Below are 22,605 nucleotides of genomic sequence, written 5' to 3' on the forward strand. Positions count from 1 at the left end.
TTCCAATCTTAAATATCATCGTTTTTCATGATATCTAAATATTGCCTATGAGTGGAAGCAAGGCCCATTGACGGCTTTTTTTGGGTAACTTGCTTGGAACTCTGTATGCGCCGCAGTGCGCTTTCGCTTGCGGCGCTTTTCTTTGACTCGCCACCGCGCTCATTCTTTCTTTTCCCTCGACCATTGTGCTGCGAACGGTCTTTGACCGGCACTAGCCCAGAACCGATCCTGACGCCTGCGACACCCCCTGTGCAACGCTTTCAATGAGACACCAGCGCAGGAGAAATCGGAGGACAGGTCATGCAAGGGACGAACGTTCTGTTCGGCCAGATCGCTGTGGTAATCGGCATCGTGATCGCCGGCGTCTGGGGCGCCACACAATGGACAGCAGCGACCCTTGGCTATCAAGTACGCCTCGGATCGCCCTGGTTCGATCTTCTAGGTGTACCGGTTTATCACCCGTGGCGCTTGTTCGAATGGTGGTTCTTCTTTGATGCCTACGCGCCGCACGTCTTCGACACAGGCGGTGCGATTGCGGGTGGTAGCGGTTTGTTCGCTTTACTCGTCGCCATCGCCATGTCGGTATGGCGTTCTCGGCAGTCGCGGCTGGTTACGACTTATGGTTCGGCACGCTGGGCCGATGCCGTCGACATCCGCAAAGCTGGACTGACCCTCCCGGCGGGCGTCTTCCTCGGCCAACACGACGACCAATACCTCCGACATGAGGGGCCGGAACATGTCCTGAGCTTCGCACCCACGCGCTCGGGCAAGGGCGTGGGCTTGGTGGTGCCTACGTTGCTTTCGTGGCCGGCGTCCGCCGTCATTCACGACATTAAGGGAGAGAACTGGAAGATCACGGCGGGCTGGCGTTCGCGCTTTTCGCACTGCCTGCTTTTCAACCCCACCGATAGGCAGTCGGCCGCCTACAACCCGCTGCTTGAAGTCCGGCGCGGCGCACATGAAGTGCGCGACGTGCAGAACATCGCCGACATTCTGGTTGACCCTGAAGGTGCGTTAGAGAAGCGCAATCATTGGGAGAAGACCAGCCACGCGCTACTGGTCGGTGCAATCTTGCATGTTCTGTACGCAGGCGAGGACAAGACGCTGCGCGGCGTCGCCAACTTCCTCAGCGACCCGGCGTGTCCGTTCGAGCTGACGCTGCACCGGATGATGACGACGAAGCACCTGGGCGATGCGCCTCACCCGGTTGTCGCATCCGCTGCCCGCGAAGTGCTCAACAAGTCGGACAACGAGCGATCGGGCGTGCTCTCCACCGCCATGTCGTTTCTCGGCCTGTACCGCGACCCGACCGTGGCCGAAGTCACATCGCGCTGCGATTGGCGCATCGCCGACCTGATTTCCGCCGAGCACCCGGTATCGCTCTATCTGGTGGTGCCGCCCTCCGACATAAGCCGCACCAAGCCGCTGATCCGGCTCATCTTGAACCAGATCGGGCGGCGGCTGACCGAATCGCTCGACGGCAGCGATGGCATCGCGCGCCGGCACAAGCTGCTGCTGATGCTGGACGAGTTTCCGGCGCTGGGTCGCCTCGATTTTTTCGAGTCCGCGCTTGCCTTCATGGCCGGCTACGGCATCCGCAGCTTTCTCATCGCTCAAAGCCTGAACCAGATCGACAAGGCGTATGGGCAGAACCATTCCATCCTCGACAACTGCCATGTCCGGGTGACTTTCGCCACCAACGACGAAAGGACGGCGAAAAGGATTTCCGAAACCCTCGGCACCGCCACCGAGCTTCGCGCGCAGCGCAACTACGCGGGCCACCGCCTCGCTCCGTGGCTGGGGCACCTGATGGTGTCGCGTCAGGAAACTGCACGTCCGCTGCTGACGCCCGGCGAGGTGATGCAGCTTCCACCTGAGGACGCCGTAGTCATGGTGTCCAGCGTTGCCCCGATCCGCGCGAAGAAGCTGCGTTACTACGTCGACGCCAATTTCAAGGATCGCGTCCTGCCACCGCCCGTGCTCGCAGTCGGGAGGTACGCCGACGCGCCGCCAGCCCGCCCCGACGACTGGAGCGGCTTGGCGATCCCGGCCGTACCTACGGCGCCGACCTCGGTATCCGCCGATGGTCCGGGCGGCACCGATGACGGCGGCCCGCGCCGCCAGCTCGAACTCTCCGAAACCGTCGCCTACGAGCCCGAGTTGGACGCGTGTGCGAACGACCTGGAGCTGCTCGATGACGACGACCTGGCGCTCCCGCTTCCCGGCCAGCTCGACCCGGCCATGCAGCGCACGGCCCGGCTGGCTTCTCTCGACCCCAACGACGGAATCGACCTATGAGCCAATACCGCCTCAATCTTTTCATCCAGCCCGAGCACGCCAAGCGCCTGGATGAACTTGCCGCCAAGAAAGGCGTGTCCAAGTCCTCCATCGTCGCAGCGGCCTTGGCGTCCTGGCTGTCACCCGATGCGGGCGACCAGCGTGAGGCCGCCATTGCCAAGCGGCTGGATCGACTGTCGCGGCAGACCGAACGCATGGAGCGCGACCAGAACATCCAGATCGAAACGCTGGCGCTGTTCATCCGCTATTTCTTGACCATCAGCACGCCGGTGCCAGAAGCCCACAAGGACGCGGCCCGCGCCCAGGGCAAAGCGCGCTTCGAGCAGTTCGTCGAGCAGTTGGGTCGCCACCTGCTGCGTGGCCGCAGTCTGGTGCGCGACGTGGTGGAGGAACTGCACCCCGATCCGATGCGGATGGATGACGCAGCAGCGATGGCGTCCGCCGATGAGCGAGCTGCAGAGCGTGCGTCATGAGTGCCGTTCCGCAGATTCCGCCTGAATCTCGCTCATCCGCCGCGGCGTCCCAGGATCGCCGCATCCAGATGCTGCGCACGGCGATGGGGCCGCTGATCGCCGCTGCGCTCGAAGATCCGGATGTTGTGGAAATCATGCTCAACCCCGATCGCACCCTGTGGGTGGATCGGCTGTCGTCGGGTCGCTCGCCGCTGGGCGTGGAGATGCCCGAGGCCGATGGTGAACGCATCATCCGCCTGGTCGCCGCGCATGTCGGCGCGGAGGTGCATCGCGGCCAGCCGCTCTTGACCGCCGAGTTGCCGGAAACCGGCGAGCGTTTCGAGGGCATCCTGCCTCCGGCCGCCCCGGGGCCAGCCTTCGCGCTACGCAAGCGGGCCGTGAGCATCATCGGCCTGGATCGCTACGTGGCCGACGGCATCCTGACCGCCGGGCAGGCCGAGTTCCTGCGCCGCGCCGTGCGCGAGCGGCAGAACATCCTGATCGCCGGCGGCACCAGCACCGGCAAGACCACGCTGGCGAACGCGCTGCTGGCCGAGATCGCCGCCACAGGCGACCGCGTGCTGGTGCTCGAAGACACCATCGAGCTGCAATGCGCGGCCCGCGACCATGTGCCGCTGCGCACCCGCGCCGGCGTCGTCACAATGACCGAGCTGGTGCGGGCCACGATGCGCCTGCGGCCTGACCGCGTGATCGTCGGCGAAGTGCGTGGCGGCGAAGCCCTGGACTTGGTGAAGGTCTGGGGCACCGGCCACCCCGGCGGCATTGCCACCATCCATGCCGGCTCCGCCTTGGGCGCACTGCTGCGTCTGGAGCAACTGATCCTCGAAGTGGCAGTGAATCCGCCCCGCGCCCTGATCGCCGAGGCGGTCAACGTGGTGATTCACATCGCAGGCCGTGGCCGCAAACGTCACGTCGAAACCATCTCCCGTGTCGTCGGCTTCGACGGTGCGGGCTATCGCCTGACAGATGCGCTGGAAACGCCGTTTCCCGAGCTGCCGCCGGTTCCTCTTGCAGCCGCTGCCGCTGCGCCTTCCTCGACCCCTGACCAACCTGGAGAACTGCCATGACGCACGTTGATGCTTTCCGTCTTTCCGTAAATCCTATTTCTCGCCTGTCCAGCATGGCGCGGCTGCGCCACCTGGCCCGTCCCGCAGGGCAAGGGCTGCTGCTGGCCGCGCTGATGCTGTTGCTGGCGGGCACGGCGCAGGCCGCCGGTTCCTCGATGCCGTGGGAAGGGCCGCTGACCTCCATCCTCGAATCCATCCAAGGGCCAGTCGCCCGGATCGTGGCGGTGATCATCATCATCTCGACGGGGCTTGCGCTGGCGTTCGGTGATACCAGCGGCGGCTTTCGCAAGCTGATCCAGATCGTGTTCGGCCTGTCCATCGCGTTCGCCGCGTCCTCGTTCTTCCTGTCGTTCTTCAGCTTCTCCGGAGGGGCCGTCGTATGAGTAAGGCCACCGATCTTCCGGGCTTTGAAGTGCCGCTGCATCGCTCGCTGACCGAGCCGATCCTGCTGGGCGGTGCGCCGCGCACCGTGGCGATTGCCAACGGCACGCTAGCCGCCGCCGTCGGGCTGGGCCTGCAACTGTGGATTCCCGGCGTGGTGCTCTGGATCGTCGGCCACTCGCTGGCCGTATGGGGTGCGCGCGTCGATCCGCAGTTCATGCAGGTCTTCGCGCGGCATATCAAACACCGCCCGCTTCTGGACGTGTGAGGGGAGGACGCCATGCTGAACCTTGCCGAATATCGTCAGCGCCCGGCCTTGCTTGCCGACTGGCTGCCCTGGGCCGGGCTGGTCGCGCCGGGCGTTGTGCTGAACAAAGATGGTTCGTTTCAACGCACGTTCCAGTTTCGCGGCCCCGACTTGGACAGTGCGACACAGGGCGAGCTGATTGCCACGTCGGCGCGGCAGAACAACGCGCTTCGCCGTACCGGGTCTGGCTGGGCCTTCTATATCGAGGCCGAGCGGATGCGGGCATCGAGCTATCCGCAATCCTCCTTTCCCGAACCACTGTCCTGGCTGGTGGATGAGGAGCGACGCGCGGCGTTCGAGGAGTCGGATGGCCATTTCGAGAGCGTCTATCACTTCACGTTGCAACACCTACCGCCGCAAGAGTCTCGCGCCCGTGCGGCTGGGATGCTGTACGAGAACCGGCCCACTGAGGGTGTGGACTGGCGTGGTCGGCTTGATTCCTTCGTGGCAGAGACCGATCGCGTGTTCGACCTGCTCGATGGTGTGATGCCGGAGATTGCCTGGCTGGACGATAGCCAGACGCTGACCTACCTGCATGCCACAGTCTCCACGCGGCGCTATCGCGTCGGCGTGCCCGACGTGCCGTTCCATATCGACGCACTGCTGGCCGATGCCGCGCTGGTCGGCGGCCTGGCGCCCATGCTGGGCGATCAGCACCTGCGCGTGGTGTCGGTACGAGGCTTCCCGACCTCGACCTGGCCGGGGATCTTGGACGACCTCAACCGCCTGGGCTTTGCGTATCGCTGGAGTACGCGCTTCCTGTGCCTGGACAAAGCCGAGGCGGAACGGGAATTGGGGCGCTTGCGGCGCCAATGGTTCGCCAAGCGCAAGAACGTCATCGCGCTGCTGCGCGAAACGATCTTTCAGCAGGAAAGCCCGCTGGTCGATACCGATGCCAGCAACAAGGCCGCCGACGCCGATGCCGCCTTGCAGGAGCTGGGCAGCGATCAAGTCGCCTTCGGCTACCTCACCGCCACGGTGACGGTGCTCGACGCCGACCCGGCCGTGGCCGACGAGAAGCTGCGCATGGTGGAGCGCGTCATCCAGGGCCGGGGTTTCGTGACCATCCCCGAAACCCTCAACGCAGTCGATGCCTGGCTGTCGTCCGTCCCCGGCAACGCATACGCGAACGTGCGTCAGCCCATCGTTTCGACGCTGAACCTGGCGCACATGATGCCGATGTCAGCGGTATGGGCTGGGCCGGAGAAGAACGAACACCTCGATGGCCCGCCGCTGATCGTCACCCGCACCGATGGCGCGACGCCGTTCCGGCTGGTGACGCACATCGGCGACGTGGGGCACACCCTTGTCGCCGGGCCGACCGGCATGGGCAAGTCGGTGCTGCTCGCCATATTGGCCATGCAGTTCCGGCGCTACTTCGGCTCGCGGATCTTCGCCTTCGACATGGGGCGCTCGATGCGCGCCACCATCCTCGGCCTTGGCGGTGAGCACTACGACCTCGGTGCCGATGGCGGCATCGCCTTCCAGCCACTCGCGCGAATAGCCCACGAGGGCTACCGCACCTGGGCCGCCGAATGGGTGGAGGGCCGGCTGCTGCACGAAGGCGTGACGGTCGGCCCGGACGAGAAGGCTGCCATTTGGTCGGCGCTGCGAAGCCTTGCCGGTGCGCCAGTGGAGCAGCGCACCATGACCGGCTTGTCGGTGTTATTGCAGTCCAACGCGCTGCGCCAAGCGCTCGCGCCCTATGTGTTGGGCGGCGCCCACGGCAAGCTGCTGGACGCTGACCACGACCGGCTGGGCATGGCCGACGTGCAGGGCTTTGAGATGGAAGAACTGATGCACAGCCCCGCCGCCGTGCAAGCAGTGCTGCGCTACCTGTTCGCCCGCTTCGACGAACGTTTTGACGGCGCGCCCACGCTGCTGATCCTCGATGAAGCGTGGCTGTTCCTCGATGAGCCGTCCTTCGCGGCCCGCATCCGGCAATGGCTCAAGACGCTCAGAAAAAAGAACGTCAGCGTCATCTTTGCCACGCAGTCGCTGGCCGACATCAAGGACTCGACCATCGCGCCAGCCATCATCGAAAGCTGCGCGAGCAGGATCTTCTTACCTAACCCGCAGGCCACCGAGCCGCAGATTCGCACGATCTACGAAGGCTTCGGCTTGAACAGCCGCCAGATTGAGATCGTGGCGACCGCACAGCCCAAGCGCGATTACTACTACCAGTCGCGCCTCGGCAATCGCCTGTTCGACCTCGACCTGGGGCCTGTCGCGCTCGCATTCGCGGGCGCATCCACCCCTCAAGACCAACGCGATATTGACCGCGTGCTGACGCAGGCCGGCGCTCCCGGCTTCGCCGGCGCGTGGCTGCGCCATCGCGGCCTCGGCTGGGCCGCCGACCTGCTGCCGTCCGCTCCGGCGGCAGCTTCCTTTCTCGCTTCTCAACCGCTGGAGGTTTCACCATGAAGACCAAGCCCCGTTTGCTCTCTGTCTCACTCGCTGCCGTGCTGTCGGTATCGCTGCTGGCCGTGCAGCCCGCATCCGCGCTGACGGTGTTCGACCCGTCCAACTTCGTGCAGAACACGCTGACCGCCGTGCGCACGCTGGAACAGATCAACAACCAGATCAACCAGCTTCAGAACGAGGCGCAGATGTTGATGAACCAGGCCAGGAACCTGGCAAATCTCGACTTCAACATCGTCAACCGCCTGCGCTCGACGCTCGCCACCACCGAGCGCCTGATCGCCGAGGCGCGCGGCTTGGCCTACGACGTGCAGAGCATGGATGCCACGTTCGCCCGCCTGTACCCGGAACAGTACGCCGCCACCATCAGCGGCGACCGCATGGCACAGGACGCCCGCGAACGCTGGCAGAACACCTTGAACGGCTTGCACACCGCGATGCGGATGCAGGCGCAGGTGTCGCAGAACCTCGCCCAAGACGAAAGCGCGCTGGCCGATCTCGTGAGCCAGAGCCAGTCGGCCACCGGCGCGCTGCAAGCGATGCAGGCGACGAACCAGCTCCTGGCTTTGCAGGCCAAGCAGTCGATCCAGGCGCAGCAGCTCCAGATCACGCAAGACCGGGCCGCTTCACTGGAACTGGCGCGGCAAGCGGCGGCTATGGAGCGCGCCCGCGAAGTGCGGCGGCGCTTTCTGGGCACCGGCACGCCGTACACGCCGCAGTCCGTCAACTTCTATAACAACTGACCGGAGGCGGCCATGCGATGCGCTTCCGTCCTGATGGCCGTGCTGCTGACCGCGTGCGGCCAGCAGCCGGCCGAGAACCTGGCCGACGCCCTGGCCGCAGATCCGGTGCGGCTCAAGGCGTTGCGCGGGCAATGCGCGGCCGACCGGCAGGCCGTGGGCGAGGATGCCTGCCGCGCCGCCGCTGAAGCCTTCCGGCGGCGCTTCTTCGCCGGCCATACCGGGCCGGATGAATACAACTCGCTGGCTGAACTCCCGCCGATTCCGCCGAGCTTCGATACGCCCGCAGATGAATTGCCAGAGGGCGCCGTTCCGCTCACTCCGCCCGAGGATTCGCCATGAACGACGTGACCATCATCGACCGTTTCCTCGATACGTTCTCGCGCTACATCGACTCGGGCTTCGGCTTATTGCAGGGCGAAGTGGCATTTCTCACCGCCACGCTCATCGTCATCGACATGACGATCGCTGGCCTGTATTGGGCCATGAGCCACGCCACCGGCCAGGGCGACGACGTGATCGCCAAGCTGCTGCGCAAGGTGCTCTGTGTCGGCGCGTTCGCCTACATCATCGGCAACTTCAACTGGCTGGCGAGCATCGTGTTCCGCTCGTTCGCCGGCTTGGGAATTACCGCTACCGGCTCGGCCATCACGATGGAGAACTTCCTTCAGCCGGGCCGGCTGGCGAAGACCGGCATCGACGCAGCCGCGCCGATTCTGGAACAGATCGGGGACATGGCTGGGTTCCCCGAGGTGTTCGTGAACATCGACCCTATCGTGGTTCTGTTCATCGCCTGGCTGGTGGTGATCCTCTGCTTCTTCGTGCTGGCCGTACAGCTTTTCATCACGCTGATCGAGTTCAAACTGACTACGCTCGCCGGCTTCGTCTTGATCCCGTTTGCACTCTGGAACAAGACCTCGTTCCTCGCGGAAAAGGTGCTAGGCAACGTGGTGTCGTCAGGCATCAAGGTCTTGGTGCTGGCCGTCATCGTCGGCATCGGTTCAGGCCTGTTCGCCGAGTTCCAGGTGCATCCCGACGAACCATCCATCGACCACGCGCTGGTCGTGATGCTGGCCTCGCTCGCGCTGCTGGCGCTGGGCATTTTCGGCCCCGGTATCGCCACCGGCCTGGTGTCCGGTGCGCCACAGCTTGGTGCGGGCGCGATGGCTGGTGCTGCGGTCGGGGCTGTCGGCACCGGCGTTGCCATCGGCGCCGCCGTAACGGGCGTGGGCGGCGCCGTCATGGCCGGGGCACGAATGGCCCCGGCGGCCGCAAAGCTGGCCGGTGCCGGTGCGCGTGCCGCGACTTCGGCGGCCGGCAGTGCCCGATCGGCGTTCCAGGCCGGTTCCGCTGCGGCCGGCGGCGGTGCCAAGGGCGCGGCGGCTGGCCTCGGCAATGTCGCCAAGACTGGCGCACAAGCCGCAGGCCGCAGCGTCACCTCTGGTGCTTCCGCTGTTGGGCAGAAGGTGGCCGACTCCTTCCGCGCTGGCTGGAACGGCACAGAAGCCGGCAGCGACGGTGCTGGCCCCGGCCAGACCGCAGACGGCACCGCAGGCTCGCAGAAGCAAGAGCAACCGGCCTGGGCCAAGCGGATGCACCGCCGCCAGCAGGCTACCCATGCCGCGACCACTGCCGCCCACACGCTGCGCGGCGGCGACGGCGGCGGCTCCGGGCAAGGCCCGAGCCTGCGGGATTCCGATACCTAACCTTCAAGGAGAACACCCATGCGATTCAAACGACCGCAGGTGCGCTACGCCGATACGCCGCAGCCTGCCACCCCGTATCAAGCCGCCGCCCAGGTGTGGGACGACCGTATCGGCTCCGCCCGCGTGCAGGCGAAGAATTGGCGCCTGATGGCCTTCGGCTGCCTAGTGCTCGCGCTGTTGATGGCCGGCGGCCTGGTGTGGCGCTCGGCGCAGTCCATCGTGACGCCCTATGTCATCGAGGTCGATCAAGCCGGGCAGGTGCGCGCCGTGGGAGAGGCCGCCACGCCGTACCGGCCCGGCGACGCGCAGATCGCGCACCACCTGGCGCGCTTCGTGACGCTGGTTCGCTCGCTGTCCATCGACCCCATCGTGGTGCGGCAGAACTGGCTCGATGCCTACGACTACACCACCGACAAGGGCGCGGCGGTGCTCAACGACTACGCCCGCACCAATGACCCATTCGCCCGCATCGGCAAGGAATCGGTAACGGTGCAAATCACCAGCGTGGTTCGCGCGAGCGACACGTCTTTCAACGTGCGCTGGACAGAGCAGCGCTATGTCAACGGTGCGCCCGCCGGCACCGAACGCTGGAACGCCGTGCTTTCGACCGTCCTGCAAACCCCGCGTACTGAACAGCGCCTGCTCAAGAACCCATTGGGTATCTACGTCAACGGCCTGTCATGGAGCCGCGAACTGGATTCTTCCGAAGGAGCCAAACCATGAAACTTCGTTTCCGCCTTTACGTTGTTCCTTTGACGCTGCTGGCCCTCGCGGGCTGCGCCTCGCAGGGGAAGCCGCCGCCATCCATCTCGCTCGACGAGACGGTGCTGGCCCAGCCGTTGCCCGAACCGCCCAAGCCCGTCGAAGTCGTCGCCGTCCCTGAACCGCTGGCGCTGCCGGCGCAGTTGAAGCCCCTGCCGGAACTCGATGAGGCCCCCGTTGCGCCGGAGCCGGCCGACGAAAAGGTGCGCGTTTCCCGTGCCAATGCAGAAGCGCGTATCGCGCCTACCCGTGAGGGCTACGTCAACGCGATTCAGGTGTGGCCGTTCACCGATGGCGCGCTTTATCAGGTCTATGCGTCGCCGGGGCGCGTGACGGTGGTTTCGCTTCAACCGGGCGAGGAACTGGTAACGGTCGCCGCCGGCGATACCGTGCGCTGGATCGTGGGCGACACGTCCAGCGGCGGCGGGGCCGATCTGCGCGTCAATGTGCTGGTCAAGCCTATCCGCTCCGGTCTGAAAACCAATCTCGTCATCACCACCAGTCGGCGCACCTACCTGCTGGAGCTGACCTCGACCGAGAGGGCATGGATGGCGTCGGTGTCCTGGGACTATCCGAAAGACCGAATGCTCGCGTTGCAGCGCCAGGCGCAGGCAGCGCAGGCAACAACGCCTGTCGATACGGGCCTGTCGCTGGACAAGATCCGCTTCCGCTACGCGGTATCGGGCAGCAACCCGCCGTGGAAGCCTCTGCGCGCCTTCGATGATGGAGAGAAGGTCTATATCCAGTTCCCGCCGGGCATCGCCCAGGGCGAGCTGCCGCCGCTGTTTGTCATCGGCGCGCAGGGCGACGGGCAACTGGTGAACTACCGTTTTCGCTCGCCGTACTACGTCGTGGATCGCCTGTTCGGCGCGGCCGAACTGCGGCTGGGCGGCGATGGCGGCGACGTGGTGCGGATCGAGCGCACCGATGGTGTTGCACGGAGGAACTGACCATGAGCCAGGATGACACTCCCGACCTTGCCGCGCCGCAGGCGGACAAGGTGGCGCCGGAGGCAGTGGCGCTGCGCGCCCAGCCGCGTCCAGTCACACGCCTGAACCGGCGCTCGCTGGCCATCCTTGCCGGCGTCCTAGCGGTCGCCGTGCTCGGCGCGCTGATGTGGTCGCTGCAACCTCATCGACGCAGCACAGGCGAGCAGACCGAGCTTTACAACGTCGATCGCGTGTCAAAGTCGGAAGGACTGGATGCGCTGCCGACGGACTATTCCAAGCTGCCGCCGGCGTTGCTGCCTGCCGTTCCCGAACTAGGGCCACCGCTGCCGGGCGATCTTGGCCCGGCTATCGTGAAGTCGCAGCAACCGGCGACGGCTGCCTACGCGGCCCCCGGTCACGACCCGAACGATGCCCTGCGAAAAGAAGCCGAGGCGGCCGCGGCCTCGTCCGTGTTCTTCCGCTCGGGTGGGCAGAATGCGGCGCCGGTAGCGCAGACACAGGTGGCCGCTGCGCCGGGCTTCGCCGCCAATGCGGCGTTTGACCCGCTGGCGGCCGGGCCGGCCTCCACGGCGGCCCAACCTGCTGACCCGACAGCGGTGCAAAACCGGCAAGACCAGAAAGAGGCTTTCATGAAAGCTGGCCCCACTGAAACCCGTAATTCCGGCAATCTGACTCTGCCAATTTCGCCGTATCAGGTTATGGCCGGAACAGTGGTCGCAGGTGCCTTGGTGACGGGCATCAAGTCGGACTTGCCCGGCGACGTGATCGCCACGGTGACGGAGCCGGTCTATGACACAGCCACCGGGCGCTTCCTGCTGATTCCGCAGGGTTCGCGCATCCTGGGCAAATACAACAGCCAGGTCAGCTACGGGCAGAGCCGCGTTCAAGTCGTCTGGAACCGGATCATCCTGCCGGACACGTCTTCGCTCACGCTCGACAACCTGGCCGGCACCGACCCAGCCGGCTATGCCGGGCTGGAGGACGATGTGGACTACCACTGGGGCCGCATCTTTGCCGGTGCGGCACTCACCACGCTGCTGGGCGTCGGTGCCGAGCTGGCCGCGCCGGAGAACCGGCAGGATGGTGATCGCGTCATCATCGCTGGGCGCGACAGCGCGCAGGACAGCATCAATCAGGTCGGCCAGGAGATGACCCGGCGCAACCTCAACATCCAGCCGACCTTAACGCAACGGCCGGGCCTGCCGGTTCGCATCATCGTCAACCGGGATCTGGTGCTGCGGCCGTACCAGCCGCTGTTCTTCAACCGGGGGACTTCACGATGAGCACGACCAAGAAGCTGCGGCTCGGCCCGCTGCCGAAGACCGAGAGCACCAAGCTGACTTTCGTTTGCCCGACCAGCTTGAAAGTCGACCTCGACCGCTACGCCGCGCTACACGCGCAGGCGTATGGCGAGGCCGTTGATGCGGCGACGCTGATCCCGCATATGCTGGAAGCGTTCATGGCGGGGGATCGAGGATTCAGGAAGGGCACGGCGACCCGCAGCACACCACCGAAGCCGCCATGATTGCACCGCATGCTATTCAACGGCATCCATCGAACGCGCAGCCCAGGCTGCGCGTTCTTCATTCTGGATGCCGCCGAGCCTGTTGGGCTATGATGATGCGACAGGCCCGCCGTTCCTCGGCAATCCAGCACTACACAGTGCGATGCGGCTTTCTCTCCCAACGCTCCTATGTCGCTCCTAGCCGACAACGCCGCTCTTCTTCTAAGCGGCCCCGAAAGGAGCTAACCTACTGTCCCATATACGGTTTCAAGTCCTTCTTGATTTGCGCGAAAGAATTGACACCGGCACTTTTTTGTTGGGTGTGGTTGGCTGGGTAGAACGGCGCCTTCCGGGTATCGGACCCACCTGCAGGCTCTCGACGGTTTCCTGCGTGCGCGGTTGCTGTAAAGCCGAGCCCATGCTCGGCTCAGGCCGAAGCCGGAGGGCAAGGAAGAGCAAAAGCAAAAGCAAAAGCAAAAGCAAAAGCAAAAGCAAAAGCAAAAGCAAAAGCAGCCAAGCATGGCTTGGCTCTACCAAGGGCGGTCATGCGTGCGCTCGCGGCTGTTGGGTCCGCCTTGTAGCGAGCCGAGCACCGCAGGGGAATCAGGGGCGAAGAGGCGCCGCTGTTTGAGCGCAGCGAGTTCGGCGCCGTCCCCTGATTCACCGAGGAGCACAGGGCACCGGCGCGCAGCGCCGGCTCGCGGATGGCGGCGCGTTTCTTTTGGTTACTTTTCTTTTCGCGCGAAAAGAAAAGTGACACCCCACCGCAGTCACGGAAAGAGCCCGCCGGGCATGGCCCGGCGCTACCGGCGCGTGGGCGCGCGGAAATCCGCTCTATTGCAGGTCGCGAAGATTCAGCTTCCGCAACGTCGGGTTCTTCCACGCGGTGATCCCGGCCACGCTCAGCACCGCGAACCCACCCAGCACCACTGCCGGCACCAGGCCGAGCAGCTTTGCCATCGTGCCGGCATAGAACGCGCCCAGCTCGTTGGACGAACTGATGAAGATGCCGTTGATCGACGACACCCGGCCGCGCATTTCTTCCGGCGTGGCCAGCTGCAGGATGGTCGAGCGGATCACCACCGACACGCCGTCGAAGGCCCCGTAGAACAGCAGGATCAGCGCGGACAGCCAGAAGTGCTGCGACAGCCCGAAGCTGATCACGCACAGGCCGAAGCCGGCCACCGCGAACAGCAGCACGCGGCCGGCATTGCGGTGCAGCGGGTGGCGCGCCAGCCACAGGCCAACGCAGACCGAGCCCAGCGCCGGCATTGCGCGCAGGATGCCCAGGCCTTCCGGACCGTGGTGCAGGATCTCGTGCAGGAACGCCGGCAGCATCGCCACCACGCCGCCCAGCAGCACCGAGAACATGTCCAGGGCCATCGCCCCGACCATGATCCGGTTGCCGACCACGAAGCGCGCGCCTTCAGCGATGCTCTTGAAAATCGGGGCGGCCGGACCGGTATGCACCGGTTCTTCCACCTTCAGCGTGGCCAGGCAGGCCATCGCCACCAGCGCGAAGCCCGTGGCCACCGCGTAGGACAGGCCCTTGCCGCCGAAGCCGACCAGCACGCCGCCCAATGCCGGACCGGCCACCATGCCGGCCTGGAACACCACGGCGCCGAGGCCAGCGCCACGTGCGAACTGGTCACGGGCCAGCACGCGGGCGAACAGGGCGTTGTAGATTGGCGACAGGAAGGCGCGGACCATGCCGGTCAGCGCAATGGCCGCATAGATCGGCCACACGCCTTCGAACGGCAGCCAGCCCTTGGCCACGCCGGTCAACACCAGCGCGGTGGCGATCAACCCGGAGCAGGCGACCATGCCGAGCCGGCGGCGCGGCAGGTGGTCGACCAGATAACCAGCGAATGGCGCGACGCAGAAGAACGGCAGCACCTCGGCCAGGCCAACCAGGCCCAGCGAGAACGGATTGCGGGTGACTTCGTAGATGTGCCAGCCGACGGTGACCGCGACCACCTGGTAGGACAGCATCGCGAAGATGCGGTAGGCCAGCAGCTTGGCGAAACCGGGCCGGGACAGCAGCCCCAGCGCGGTGTCTTCGGCCGTGGCGGGTTCGCTCACGACGGGTCGCGCTGCAGCTGGGCCTGCGCGGTCTCGCGGATGAAGGCCAGCATCGCCGCCACGCCGTTGCTGCGGGTGGGTGAGAGGTGGCGGGCCAGGCCGATGTCCTGGATGTAGCTCGGTTCGGTGGCCAGGATCTCCTGCGCCGAGCGCCCGGAGTACACGCGCAGGGCCAGGAAGATCAGGCCGGAAACGATGGCCGAATCACTGATGGCGTGGAAGCGCAGCGACTGCGCATTGCCTTCCGGCACGATCCAGACCATCGACTGGCAGCCGAGCAGGCGGTGCTCTTCGGTCTTCCATTCGTCCGGGAAGGCGGGCAGCTTACGGCCGAGGTCGATCAGATACTGGTAGCGCTCGGACCAGTCGCCGAAGAAGCCGAATTCCTCGGCGATGGCGGTCTGGGCCTCGGCGGCGGTGGGTTCAAGCGGGAACGGAGAGTCGGTCACAACAGTCTCTACAGTGGAGCGTGGCCGGCGGACCGGCCACGGGGCAGGGTGGGTCAGCCGCGCTTGCGCGACCAGCGCACGCCCTGCGGGGTGTCTTCCAGCACGATGCCTTCGGCGGCCAGCTGGTCGCGGATGGCGTCGGAACGGGCGAAGTCGCGTGCCTGCTTGGCGGCGGCACGCTCGTCGATCAGGCCCTGGATGCGGGCATCTTCGCCATCATCGCTGGCCGCGGTGCCGAACCACTGCGCCGGATCGGCCTGCAGCAGGCCCAGGGCCAGGCCGGCACCGAGCAGTTCGCCCTTCAGGCGCGCCTGTTCGGCCGGGTCGGTGGCCCGTCGTGCATCGGCAGCGATGCGGGCCACTTCGGCCAGTGCCTGCGGGGTGTTCAGGTCGTCATCCAGGGTCGCCTCGACCGTGGCCGGGATCGCCACGACCGCCTCGACCGACGCCAGCTCGCGCAGCGTGCCGTACAGGCGGTCCAGGGTGCGCACCGATTGCTCGATGAGGCCATCGGACCAGTCCAGCGGCTGCCGGTAGTGGGCCGACAGCAGGGCCAGGCGCAGCGCTTCCGGCGGGTGCTGGCGGACCAGGTCGTGCACGCGTTCGATGTTTCCCAGCGACTTGCTCATCTTGGCGCCGCCGAAGTTGAGCATGCCGTTGTGCAGCCAGGAGCGGGCGAAGATCTTGCCGCCGTGGGCGCATTCGCTCTGCGCAAGCTCGTTCTCGTGGTGCGGGAACTGCAGGTCGACGCCGCCGGCATGGATGTCGATGGTCTCGCCTAGGTGGGCGGCGGCCATCGCCGAGCATTCGATATGCCAGCCCGGGCGGCCACGGCCCCAGGGAGACTCCCAGCCAGGGAGGTCGTCGCTGGACGGCTTCCACAGCACGAAATCGCCCGGGTCGCGCTTGTACGGGGCCACGTCGACGCGGGCGCCGGCCAGCATCTCTTCCGGGTCGCGGCGCGAGAGCTTGCCATAGCCTTCGAAGCTGGCCACCGCGAACAGCACGTGGCCTTCGGCGGCGTAGGCATGCCCGTTGGCGATCAGCTGCTCGATCATGGTGATGATCTGCGGGATGTGCGCGGTCACTTCCGGCTCGATGTCCGGCGGCACCACGCCCAGCGCGGCCATGTCTTCACGGTAGGCGGCGGCGAACCTGTCGGTGATGGTGCTGATCGGCACGCCCTGCTCACGCGCGGCGTTGTTGATCTTGTCGTCCACGTCGGTGATGTTGCGCGCGTAGCGCAGGCCACCGAAACGGCGTCGCAGCAGATCGGCCAGCACCCCGAACACTACCGGGCCACGGGCGTTGCCGATGTGCACGTAGTTGTAGACCGTCGGGCCGCACACATACAGGGTCGGACAGGCCGGGTCGAGCGGGGTGAACGGTTCGAGCTGGCGAGTCAGGTTGTTGTGCAGGCGCAGGGTCATGGGGCTGTGGCTGGGGGACAAGCCTGTGATTTTAGAACGTGTCGGCCCCCTTTGGGGGCACCGCCTGCCACCGGTGGACGCCGGGTCCAACCAGGGTGGGGTGGGCAGGAGCAGCGTGGACGGGTAATGTTCAGCCCCTTGCGCTCGCCACTGCCTACACTATTGCCGTGTCCTTGCTCCCTTCGCCAATGAAATCCACCGCGTTGCTGACCCTGGCCTGCCTGTCGGCGCTGGCCGCCGTGGCCCAGGCGCAGGAGGCCGAGCCCCGCAACCGGGTGGTGATCGTGGAGAACGTGAAGTTCGACTACGCGCAGGTACTGAACGTCGAACCCGTGTTCCAGACCCTGCGCGCGACCCGTACCGAAGAACACTGCGAGCCGGTCTCGACCCGGACCCTGGCGCCGGTCAATGTCACTGGTGAGGAGCCGGTCGAGGACAAGGGCCGGATCAGCCGCTTCTGGGACTCGGTACGCTCGATGTTCAAGCGCAGCGATGAAGAGGTCTCCGAGGATACCGCCGCCGAGTCACCGGCTCCGGCGCCGGCACCGGCCAACAATGGTCCGATGCTGACCCGCGACTGTCGCATCGTGCCGGTGGGACGTGAATTCCGCCGGCCCATCGCCTACGACGTGGACTACGTCTACAAGGGCACCAAGTACCGCTCGCGGCTGCCGGAAGACCCCGGCAACCGGCTCAAGATCCGGGTGTCGATCACCCCCTGGGTCGGCCCCGAGCAGGGCGCCGCCGGCAATCCCTGATTCTGCGACCCCGGCCCCTTGCGTCGGCCCCGGCCGCATGCAAAGATGGATGACCATGAAGCTCACCGACTTCCAGCACGACAGCAGCGCAGCCCGACAGGCGTCGGGCATGACCTCGCGTGCGCGTCGACCGGAACCCCACATCCTCGCTGGGTAACCGGAGCTTTTTGCTGTTCGTCCGAAAAAAACCCAGCCCGCCGGCTGGGTTTTTTCGTTTCCGCGTCATGAAAGCTGCAACTGCAACCTTTTCGTACCACCTTTGCTTCCTGTTTTCCCTTCCACCGCGTCGAACCCGGCGCCGCTACGCAAGGAAAGATGATGTCCCCCAAGCACTTCCTGAACACCCAGGACTGGAGCCGCAGCGAGCTCGACGCGCTGCTGACCCAGGCCGCGTTGTTCAAGCGCAACAAGCTCGGCGACCAGCTCAAGGGCAAGTCGATCGCGCTGGTGTTCTTCAATCCGTCCATGCGCACCCGCACCAGCTTTGAACTGGGTGCGTTCCAGCTGGGTGCCCACGCGGTGGTGCTGCAGCCGGGCAAGGATGCGTGGCCGATCGAGTTCAACCTCGGCACGGTGATGGACGGCGATACCGAAGAGCACATCGCTGAAGTGGCCAAGGTGCTGGGCCGTTACTGCGACATCATCGCTGTGCGCGCATTCCCCAAGTTCATCGACTGGGCCTACGACCGCCAGGACATCGTCCTCAACAGCTTCGCCAAGTACTCGCCGGTGCCGGTCATCAACATGGAGACCATCACCCACCCGTGCCAGGAGCTGGCCCACATAATGGCCCTGCAGGAGCACTTCGGCACCCAGGACCTGCGCGGCAAGAAGTACGTGCTGACCTGGACCTATCACCCCAAGCCGCTGAACACCGCCGTCGCCAATTCGGCGCTGACCATCGCCACCCGCATGGGCATGGACGTGACCCTGCTGTGCCCGACCGCCGACTACATCCTCGACGACCGCTACATGGGCTGGGCCGAGCAGAACGTGGCCGAGAGCGGCGGCTCGCTGAAGATCAGCCATGACATCGACAGCGCCTACGCCGGTGCCGACGTGGTCTACGCCAAGAGCTGGGGCGCGCTGCCGTTCTTCGGCAACTGGGAACCGGAAAAGCCGATCCGCGACCAGTTCAAGCACTTCATCGTGGACGAGCGGAAGATGGCGCTGACCAACAACGGTGTGTTCAGCCACTGCCTGCCGCTGCGCCGCAACGTGAAGGCCACCGATGCGGTGATGGATTCGCCGCAGTGCATCGCCATCAACGAAGCCGAGAACCGCCTGCACGTGCAGAAGGCGATCATGGCGGCGGTTGCCGGGCGCTGAATCAAACAAGGGGTAGAGCCGACCGTTGGTCGGCTGCTCCCGCAGCGGCGCATCCAACATTTCAGCCGACCAGCGGTCGGCTCTACCGAATTCCCATCCCCCAAGTGGACCTGATCCCCATGAGCAACAAAGACGTCGTTCTCGCCTTCTCCGGCGGCCTGGATACCAGCTTCTGCGTGCCGTACCTGCAGGAGCGCGGCTACAACGTGCACACCGTGTTCGCCGACACTGGCGGCGTGGATGATGAAGAGCGCGATTTCATCGAGAAGCGCGCCGCCGAACTGGGCGTGGCCAGCCATGTCACCGTCAACGGTGGCCCGGCCATCTGGGAAGGCTTCGTCAAGCCGTTCGTGTGGGCAGGCGAAGGCTATCAGGGCCAGTATCCGCTGCTGGTCTCGGACCGCTACCTGATCGTTGATGCCGCGCTGAAGCGTGCCGCCGAACTGGGCACCAACATCATCGCCCACGGCTGCACCGGCATGGGTAACGACCAGGTCCGCTTCGACCTGGCGGTGAAGGCCCTGGGTGACTACCAGATCATCGCGCCGATCCGCGAGATCCAGAAGGAACACACCCAGACCCGCGCCTACGAGCAGAAGTACCTGGAAGAGCGCGGCTTCGGCGTGCGCGCCAAGCAGCAGGCCTACACCATCAACGAGAATCTGCTGGGCCTGACCATGTCCGGCGGCGAGATCGACCGTTGGGAAGCGCCGGGCGAGGGCGCCCGTGGCTGGTGCGCACCGCGCAGCGAGTGGCCGGAGCAGGCGCTGAACGTGACCCTGAAGTTCGTCGAGGGCGAAGCCGTCGAACTGAACGGCAAGGCGTTGCCGGGCGACCAGATCCTGGCCCAGCTCAACAAGCTGTTCGCCCCGTACGGCGTTGGCCGCGGTGTCTACACCGGCGACACCGTGATCGGCCTGAAGGGTCGCATCGTGTTCGAGGCCCCGGGCCTGGTGTCGCTGCTGGCCGCGCACCGCGCGCTGGAAGATGCCGTGCTGACCAAGCAGCAGAACCGCTTCAAGCCGGACGTGGCGCGCAAGTGGGTGGAGCTTGTGTACGAAGGCTTCTACCACGACCCGCTGAAGACCGACATCGAGGCCTTCCTGAAGTCCTCGCAGGCCAAGGTCAACGGCGAAGTGGTGCTGGAAACCCGCGGCGGCCGCGTCGATGCAGTGGCGGTGAAGTCGCCGCACCTGCTCAACACTAAGGGCGCCACCTACGCGCAGTCGGCCGACTGGGGCGTGGAGGAAGCCGAGGGCTTCATCAAGCTGTTCGGCATGAGCTCGACGCTCTTTGCTCAAGTCAACCGTGGTTGACTTGAGCACGAGCCCGCGCATTTCACCTTAACCCTGCGCCGTTGGCGCGCCCCCTTCAACAAGAAGGGGGCTCTCCTCCAGATGCGCTCCGGTAGCGCTGGGCCATGCCCGGCGGAATTCCACAGGATTGTTGATTCATGCTTGAACAGACGCTCGATCACCTGCAGGCCCTGGTGTCCTTCGACACCCGCAACCCGCCGCGTGCGATCACCACCGGTGGCATCTTCGATTACCTGCGCGCGAACCTGCCCGGCTTCAACGTCGAGGTGATCGACCATGGCGCCGGTGCGGTCAGCCTGTACGCCGTGCGTGGTACGCCGAAGTACCTGTTCAACGTGCATCTGGATACCGTGCCGGATTCGCCGCACTGGAGTGCCGACCCGCACGTGATGCGGCGTCTGGACGACCGTGTGGTCGGCCTGGGCGTGTGTGACATCAAGGGCGCCGCCGCTGCACTGGTGGCCGCGGCCAACGCCAGTGATGGCGATGCCGCGTTCCTGTTCTCCAGCGACGAAGAAGCCAACGATCCGCGCTGCATCGCCGCGTTCCTGGCCCGTGGCCTGCCATATGAAGCGGTGCTGGTGGCGGAGCCGACCATGAGCGAAGCGGTGCTGGCGCACCGTGGCATCAGTTCGGTGCTGATGCAGTTCGCCGGCCGCGCCGGGCACGCGTCGGGCAAGCAGGATGCGGCCGCCAGCGCACTGCATCAGGCCATGCGTTGGGGCAACCGCGCATTGGACCATGTGGAATCGCTGGCCTCGGCGCGCTTCGGCGGGCTGACCGGTCTGCGCTTCAACATCGGTCGCGTGGAAGGTGGCATCAAGGCCAACATGATCGCGCCGGCCGCCGAAGTGCGGTTCGGGTTCCGTCCGCTGCCGTCGATGGACATCGATGGCCTGCTGGCGACCTTCGCCGGTTTTGCCGAGCCGGAACCGGCACTGTTCACCGAAACCTTCCGTGGCCCCAGCCTGCCGGCCGGTGACATCGCCGAGGCAGAGAACCGCCGCCTGCTGGCACGCGACGTGGCCGATGCGCTGGAACTGCCGATCGGCAACGCGGTGGACTTCTGGACAGAGGCCTCGCTGTTCTCCGCTGCTGGATACACCACGCTGGTGTTCGGCCCGGGCGACATCGCCCAGGCCCACACCGCCGATGAGTTCGTGACGCTGGAGCAGCTGCAGCGCTACACCGACGCCGTGCACCGCATCATCGCCGCCGGCGCCTGATCGACTCTACAACGCCGCCCGGCCCTGGCCGGGTGGAACTGCAACGCGGCGACCGCCGCCTGTGACGAAACCGAAATGTCTCCTGCCCTCCAGCCCCACCGCCAGACCCGCCAGACCATCGTGCGCCTGCTTTCCAGCATGGCCAGCGCGAAGGAGATCAGCCAGTACCTCAAGCGCTTCTCGCAGCTGGACGCCAAGCGCTTTGCCGTGGTCAAGGTCGGCGGCGCGGTGCTGCGCGACGATCTCGACGCGCTGACCTCTTCGCTGTCGTTCCTGCAGGAAGTCGGCCTGACCCCGATCGTGCTGCACGGCGCCGGCCCGCAGCTGGATGCCGAACTGTCGGCCGCCGGCATCGAAAAGCAGACCGTCAACGGTCTGCGCGTGACCTCGCCGGAGGCACTGGCGATCGTGCGCCGGGTGTTCCAGCAGTCCAACCTGCGCCTGGTCGAAGCCCTGCAGCAGAACGGCGCGCGTGCCACCTCGATCACCGGTGGCGTGTTCGAGGCGGAGTACCTGGACGTGGACACCTACGGCCTGGTCGGTGAAGTGAAGCGGGTCAACCTGGCGCCGATCGAGGCCAGCCTGCGCGCCGGTTCTATCCCGGTCATCACCAGCCTGGGCGAAACCGCGGGTGGCCAGATCCTCAACGTCAACGCCGACTTCGCCGCCAACGAGCTGGTGCAGGAGCTGCAGCCGTACAAGATCATTTTCCTGACCGGCACCGGCGGCCTGCTGGACGAGCAGGGCAGCGTGATCGATTCGATCAACCTGTCCACCGAGTACGACCACCTGATCGCGCAGCCGTGGATCCACGGTGGCATGAAGGTGAAGATCGAACAGATCAAGGATCTGCTCGACCGCCTGCCGCTGGAATCGTCGGTGTCCATCACGCGCCCGGCTGACCTGGCCAAGGAACTGTTCACCCACAAGGGCTCGGGCACGCTGGTGCGCAAGGGCGAGAAGGTGCTGCGCGCCACCGCGTGGAACGAGCTGGACCTGCCACGGCTGAAGGGCCTGATCGAATCCAGCTTCGGCCGCACGCTGGTGCCTGACTATTTCCAGAAGACCAAGCTGCTGCGCGCCTATGTCAGCGAGAACTACCGCACCGCGGTGATCCTCACCGACGAAGCCGAGGGCGTGTACCTGGACAAGTTCGCCGTGCTCGATGATGCACAGGGTGAAGGCCTCGGCCGCGCGGTGTGGAACGTGATGCGGGATGAAACGCCGCAGCTGTTCTGGCGTTCGCGCAATGGCAACCCGATCAATCACTTCTACTATGCTGAATCCGATGGCTGCTACAAGCAGGGCCATTGGAAGGTGTTCTGGTACGGCGCCGATGGCATCGACCGGATCAGCACCTATGTCGACCACTGCGCCCAGCGCGCACCGAGCCTGCAGGGCTGAAT

Annotated in this window: 21 protein-coding genes; 18 read left to right on the plus strand and 3 right to left on the minus strand. The window is 65.7% G+C overall.

All coding sequences use genetic code 11. The annotated features are described in order from the left end of the window. Window positions 1–300 precede the first annotated feature (300 nt). The 13 genes from QRO95_RS03315 to QRO95_RS03375 are packed head-to-tail and all read left to right on the plus strand — an operon-like array spanning window position 301 to window position 12,630. Window positions 301–2,298 carry a conjugal transfer protein TraG gene (locus tag QRO95_RS03315; RefSeq protein WP_001163195.1) on the plus strand — a complete coding sequence of 666 codons (1,998 nt, stop codon included), beginning with the start codon at window positions 301–303 and terminating at the stop codon, window positions 2,296–2,298. Further along, window positions 2,295–2,771, plus strand: a complete 477-nt coding sequence (locus QRO95_RS03320) for a ribbon-helix-helix protein, CopG family (protein ID WP_000085131.1) — start codon at window positions 2,295–2,297, stop codon at window positions 2,769–2,771. Before QRO95_RS03315 ends, QRO95_RS03320 begins: the two co-directional genes overlap by 4 nt. Beyond that, window positions 2,768–3,838, plus strand: a complete 1,071-nt coding sequence (gene trbB / locus QRO95_RS03325) for a P-type conjugative transfer ATPase TrbB (protein WP_023093367.1) — start codon at window positions 2,768–2,770, stop codon at window positions 3,836–3,838. The genes QRO95_RS03320 and trbB overlap by 4 nt, the downstream gene beginning before the upstream one ends. Further along, window positions 3,835–4,221 (plus strand): TrbC/VirB2 family protein, encoded by a 387-nt coding sequence (locus tag QRO95_RS03330; protein ID WP_000150010.1) that lies wholly within the window; start codon window positions 3,835–3,837, stop codon window positions 4,219–4,221. The genes trbB and QRO95_RS03330 overlap by 4 nt, the downstream gene beginning before the upstream one ends. Then, window positions 4,218–4,487, plus strand: a complete 270-nt coding sequence (locus QRO95_RS03335) for a VirB3 family type IV secretion system protein (protein WP_003092280.1) — start codon at window positions 4,218–4,220, stop codon at window positions 4,485–4,487. The genes QRO95_RS03330 and QRO95_RS03335 overlap by 4 nt, the downstream gene beginning before the upstream one ends. Window positions 4,488–4,499: 12 nt before the next feature. After that, window positions 4,500–6,950, plus strand: a complete 2,451-nt coding sequence (gene trbE, locus QRO95_RS03340; protein ID WP_000933135.1) for a conjugal transfer protein TrbE — start codon at window positions 4,500–4,502, stop codon at window positions 6,948–6,950. Continuing rightward, window positions 6,947–7,690, plus strand: a complete 744-nt coding sequence (gene trbJ / locus QRO95_RS03345) for a P-type conjugative transfer protein TrbJ (RefSeq protein WP_003092277.1) — start codon at window positions 6,947–6,949, stop codon at window positions 7,688–7,690. The genes trbE and trbJ overlap by 4 nt, the downstream gene beginning before the upstream one ends. Window positions 7,691–7,702: 12 nt before the next feature. After that, on the plus strand, window positions 7,703–8,029 hold the full coding sequence (locus tag QRO95_RS03350; RefSeq protein ID WP_014603538.1) for a hypothetical protein: 327 nt from the start codon (window positions 7,703–7,705) through the stop codon (window positions 8,027–8,029). Continuing rightward, the gene (gene trbL / locus QRO95_RS03355; protein WP_001000746.1) at window positions 8,026–9,393 is read left to right on the plus strand and encodes a P-type conjugative transfer protein TrbL; all 1,368 of its coding nucleotides are present in this window, start codon (window positions 8,026–8,028) and stop codon (window positions 9,391–9,393) included. The genes QRO95_RS03350 and trbL overlap by 4 nt, the downstream gene beginning before the upstream one ends. 18 nt (window positions 9,394–9,411) lie before the next feature. Beyond that, a complete protein-coding gene (gene trbF / locus QRO95_RS03360) occupies window positions 9,412–10,116 on the plus strand; it encodes a conjugal transfer protein TrbF (protein ID WP_001211312.1) in 705 nt (234 codons plus the stop codon). Continuing rightward, on the plus strand, window positions 10,113–11,105 hold the full coding sequence (trbG, locus tag QRO95_RS03365) for a P-type conjugative transfer protein TrbG (RefSeq protein ID WP_000776560.1): 993 nt from the start codon (window positions 10,113–10,115) through the stop codon (window positions 11,103–11,105). Before trbF ends, trbG begins: the two co-directional genes overlap by 4 nt. Window positions 11,106–11,107: 2 nt before the next feature. Next, a complete protein-coding gene (locus tag QRO95_RS03370) occupies window positions 11,108–12,388 on the plus strand; it encodes a TrbI/VirB10 family protein (protein WP_003092274.1) in 1,281 nt (426 codons plus the stop codon). Next, entirely contained in the window at window positions 12,385–12,630 is a 246-nt protein-coding gene (locus QRO95_RS03375; RefSeq protein ID WP_000108283.1) for a DUF2274 domain-containing protein, read from the plus strand. The genes QRO95_RS03370 and QRO95_RS03375 overlap by 4 nt, the downstream gene beginning before the upstream one ends. Window positions 12,631–13,443: 813 nt before the next feature. On the opposite strand, the gene QRO95_RS03380 is transcribed toward QRO95_RS03375, so the two are convergent. From QRO95_RS03380 to cysS, 3 genes are read right to left on the minus strand one after another with little or no spacing between them, the layout of a single operon-like run. Then, complete coding sequence (locus QRO95_RS03380) at window positions 13,444–14,691, minus strand: MFS transporter (RefSeq protein ID WP_032129395.1); 1,248 nt, start codon at window positions 14,689–14,691, stop codon at window positions 13,444–13,446. Continuing rightward, on the minus strand, window positions 14,688–15,140 hold the full coding sequence (locus QRO95_RS03385) for a SufE family protein (RefSeq protein ID WP_049423936.1): 453 nt from the start codon (window positions 15,138–15,140) through the stop codon (window positions 14,688–14,690). The genes QRO95_RS03380 and QRO95_RS03385 overlap by 4 nt, the downstream gene beginning before the upstream one ends. Window positions 15,141–15,193: 53 nt before the next feature. Next, window positions 15,194–16,570, minus strand: a complete 1,377-nt coding sequence (gene cysS, locus QRO95_RS03390) for a cysteine--tRNA ligase (RefSeq protein WP_285301644.1) — start codon at window positions 16,568–16,570, stop codon at window positions 15,194–15,196. A gap of 188 nt (window positions 16,571–16,758) precedes the next feature. Here cysS and QRO95_RS03395 point away from each other — a divergent pair, with 188 nt between their 5' ends. The 5 genes from QRO95_RS03395 to QRO95_RS03415 all read left to right on the plus strand — a co-directional run bounded on the left by QRO95_RS03395 (window position 16,759) and on the right by QRO95_RS03415 (window position 22,603). Next, entirely contained in the window at window positions 16,759–17,328 is a 570-nt protein-coding gene (locus QRO95_RS03395) for a hypothetical protein (protein WP_032129397.1), read from the plus strand. 318 nt (window positions 17,329–17,646) lie between these two features. After that, complete coding sequence (locus QRO95_RS03400; RefSeq protein WP_032129398.1) at window positions 17,647–18,657, plus strand: N-acetylornithine carbamoyltransferase; 1,011 nt, start codon at window positions 17,647–17,649, stop codon at window positions 18,655–18,657. A 119-nt stretch (window positions 18,658–18,776) separates the two neighbouring features. Then, a complete protein-coding gene (locus QRO95_RS03405; RefSeq protein WP_285301645.1) occupies window positions 18,777–19,973 on the plus strand; it encodes an argininosuccinate synthase in 1,197 nt (398 codons plus the stop codon). A 137-nt stretch (window positions 19,974–20,110) separates the two neighbouring features. Further along, a complete protein-coding gene (locus tag QRO95_RS03410; protein WP_285301646.1) occupies window positions 20,111–21,199 on the plus strand; it encodes an acetylornithine deacetylase in 1,089 nt (362 codons plus the stop codon). Between the two features lie 75 nt (window positions 21,200–21,274). Beyond that, window positions 21,275–22,603 carry an acetylglutamate kinase gene (locus QRO95_RS03415; protein ID WP_032129401.1) on the plus strand — a complete coding sequence of 443 codons (1,329 nt, stop codon included), beginning with the start codon at window positions 21,275–21,277 and terminating at the stop codon, window positions 22,601–22,603. Window positions 22,604–22,605: the final 2 nt, after the last annotated feature.

It is taken from the genome of Stenotrophomonas maltophilia group sp. Smal13, from assembly GCF_030236855.1.
GTDB lineage: Bacteria > Pseudomonadota > Gammaproteobacteria > Xanthomonadales > Xanthomonadaceae > Stenotrophomonas > Stenotrophomonas maltophilia_A.

Coding starts and splice junctions, on each gene's coding strand:
- QRO95_RS03370 (WP_003092274.1), top strand. CDS start 11,108: ATGAGCCAGGATGACACTCCCGACCTTGCCGCGCCGCAGGCGGACAAG.
- trbB (WP_023093367.1), top strand. CDS start 2,768: ATGAGTGCCGTTCCGCAGATTCCGCCTGAATCTCGCTCATCCGCCGCG.
- trbF (WP_001211312.1), top strand. CDS start 9,412: ATGCGATTCAAACGACCGCAGGTGCGCTACGCCGATACGCCGCAGCCT.
- QRO95_RS03415 (WP_032129401.1), top strand. CDS start 21,275: ATGTCTCCTGCCCTCCAGCCCCACCGCCAGACCCGCCAGACCATCGTG.
- QRO95_RS03400 (WP_032129398.1), top strand. CDS start 17,647: ATGTCCCCCAAGCACTTCCTGAACACCCAGGACTGGAGCCGCAGCGAG.
- QRO95_RS03330 (WP_000150010.1), top strand. CDS start 3,835: ATGACGCACGTTGATGCTTTCCGTCTTTCCGTAAATCCTATTTCTCGC.
- QRO95_RS03320 (WP_000085131.1), top strand. CDS start 2,295: ATGAGCCAATACCGCCTCAATCTTTTCATCCAGCCCGAGCACGCCAAG.
- QRO95_RS03375 (WP_000108283.1), top strand. CDS start 12,385: ATGAGCACGACCAAGAAGCTGCGGCTCGGCCCGCTGCCGAAGACCGAG.
- trbG (WP_000776560.1), top strand. CDS start 10,113: ATGAAACTTCGTTTCCGCCTTTACGTTGTTCCTTTGACGCTGCTGGCC.
- trbE (WP_000933135.1), top strand. CDS start 4,500: ATGCTGAACCTTGCCGAATATCGTCAGCGCCCGGCCTTGCTTGCCGAC.
- trbL (WP_001000746.1), top strand. CDS start 8,026: ATGAACGACGTGACCATCATCGACCGTTTCCTCGATACGTTCTCGCGC.
- trbJ (WP_003092277.1), top strand. CDS start 6,947: ATGAAGACCAAGCCCCGTTTGCTCTCTGTCTCACTCGCTGCCGTGCTG.
- QRO95_RS03315 (WP_001163195.1), top strand. CDS start 301: ATGCAAGGGACGAACGTTCTGTTCGGCCAGATCGCTGTGGTAATCGGC.
- QRO95_RS03410 (WP_285301646.1), top strand. CDS start 20,111: ATGCTTGAACAGACGCTCGATCACCTGCAGGCCCTGGTGTCCTTCGAC.
- QRO95_RS03395 (WP_032129397.1), top strand. CDS start 16,759: ATGAAATCCACCGCGTTGCTGACCCTGGCCTGCCTGTCGGCGCTGGCC.
- cysS (WP_285301644.1), bottom strand. CDS start 16,570: ATGACCCTGCGCCTGCACAACAACCTGACTCGCCAGCTCGAACCGTTC.
- QRO95_RS03405 (WP_285301645.1), top strand. CDS start 18,777: ATGAGCAACAAAGACGTCGTTCTCGCCTTCTCCGGCGGCCTGGATACC.
- QRO95_RS03350 (WP_014603538.1), top strand. CDS start 7,703: ATGCGATGCGCTTCCGTCCTGATGGCCGTGCTGCTGACCGCGTGCGGC.
- QRO95_RS03335 (WP_003092280.1), top strand. CDS start 4,218: ATGAGTAAGGCCACCGATCTTCCGGGCTTTGAAGTGCCGCTGCATCGC.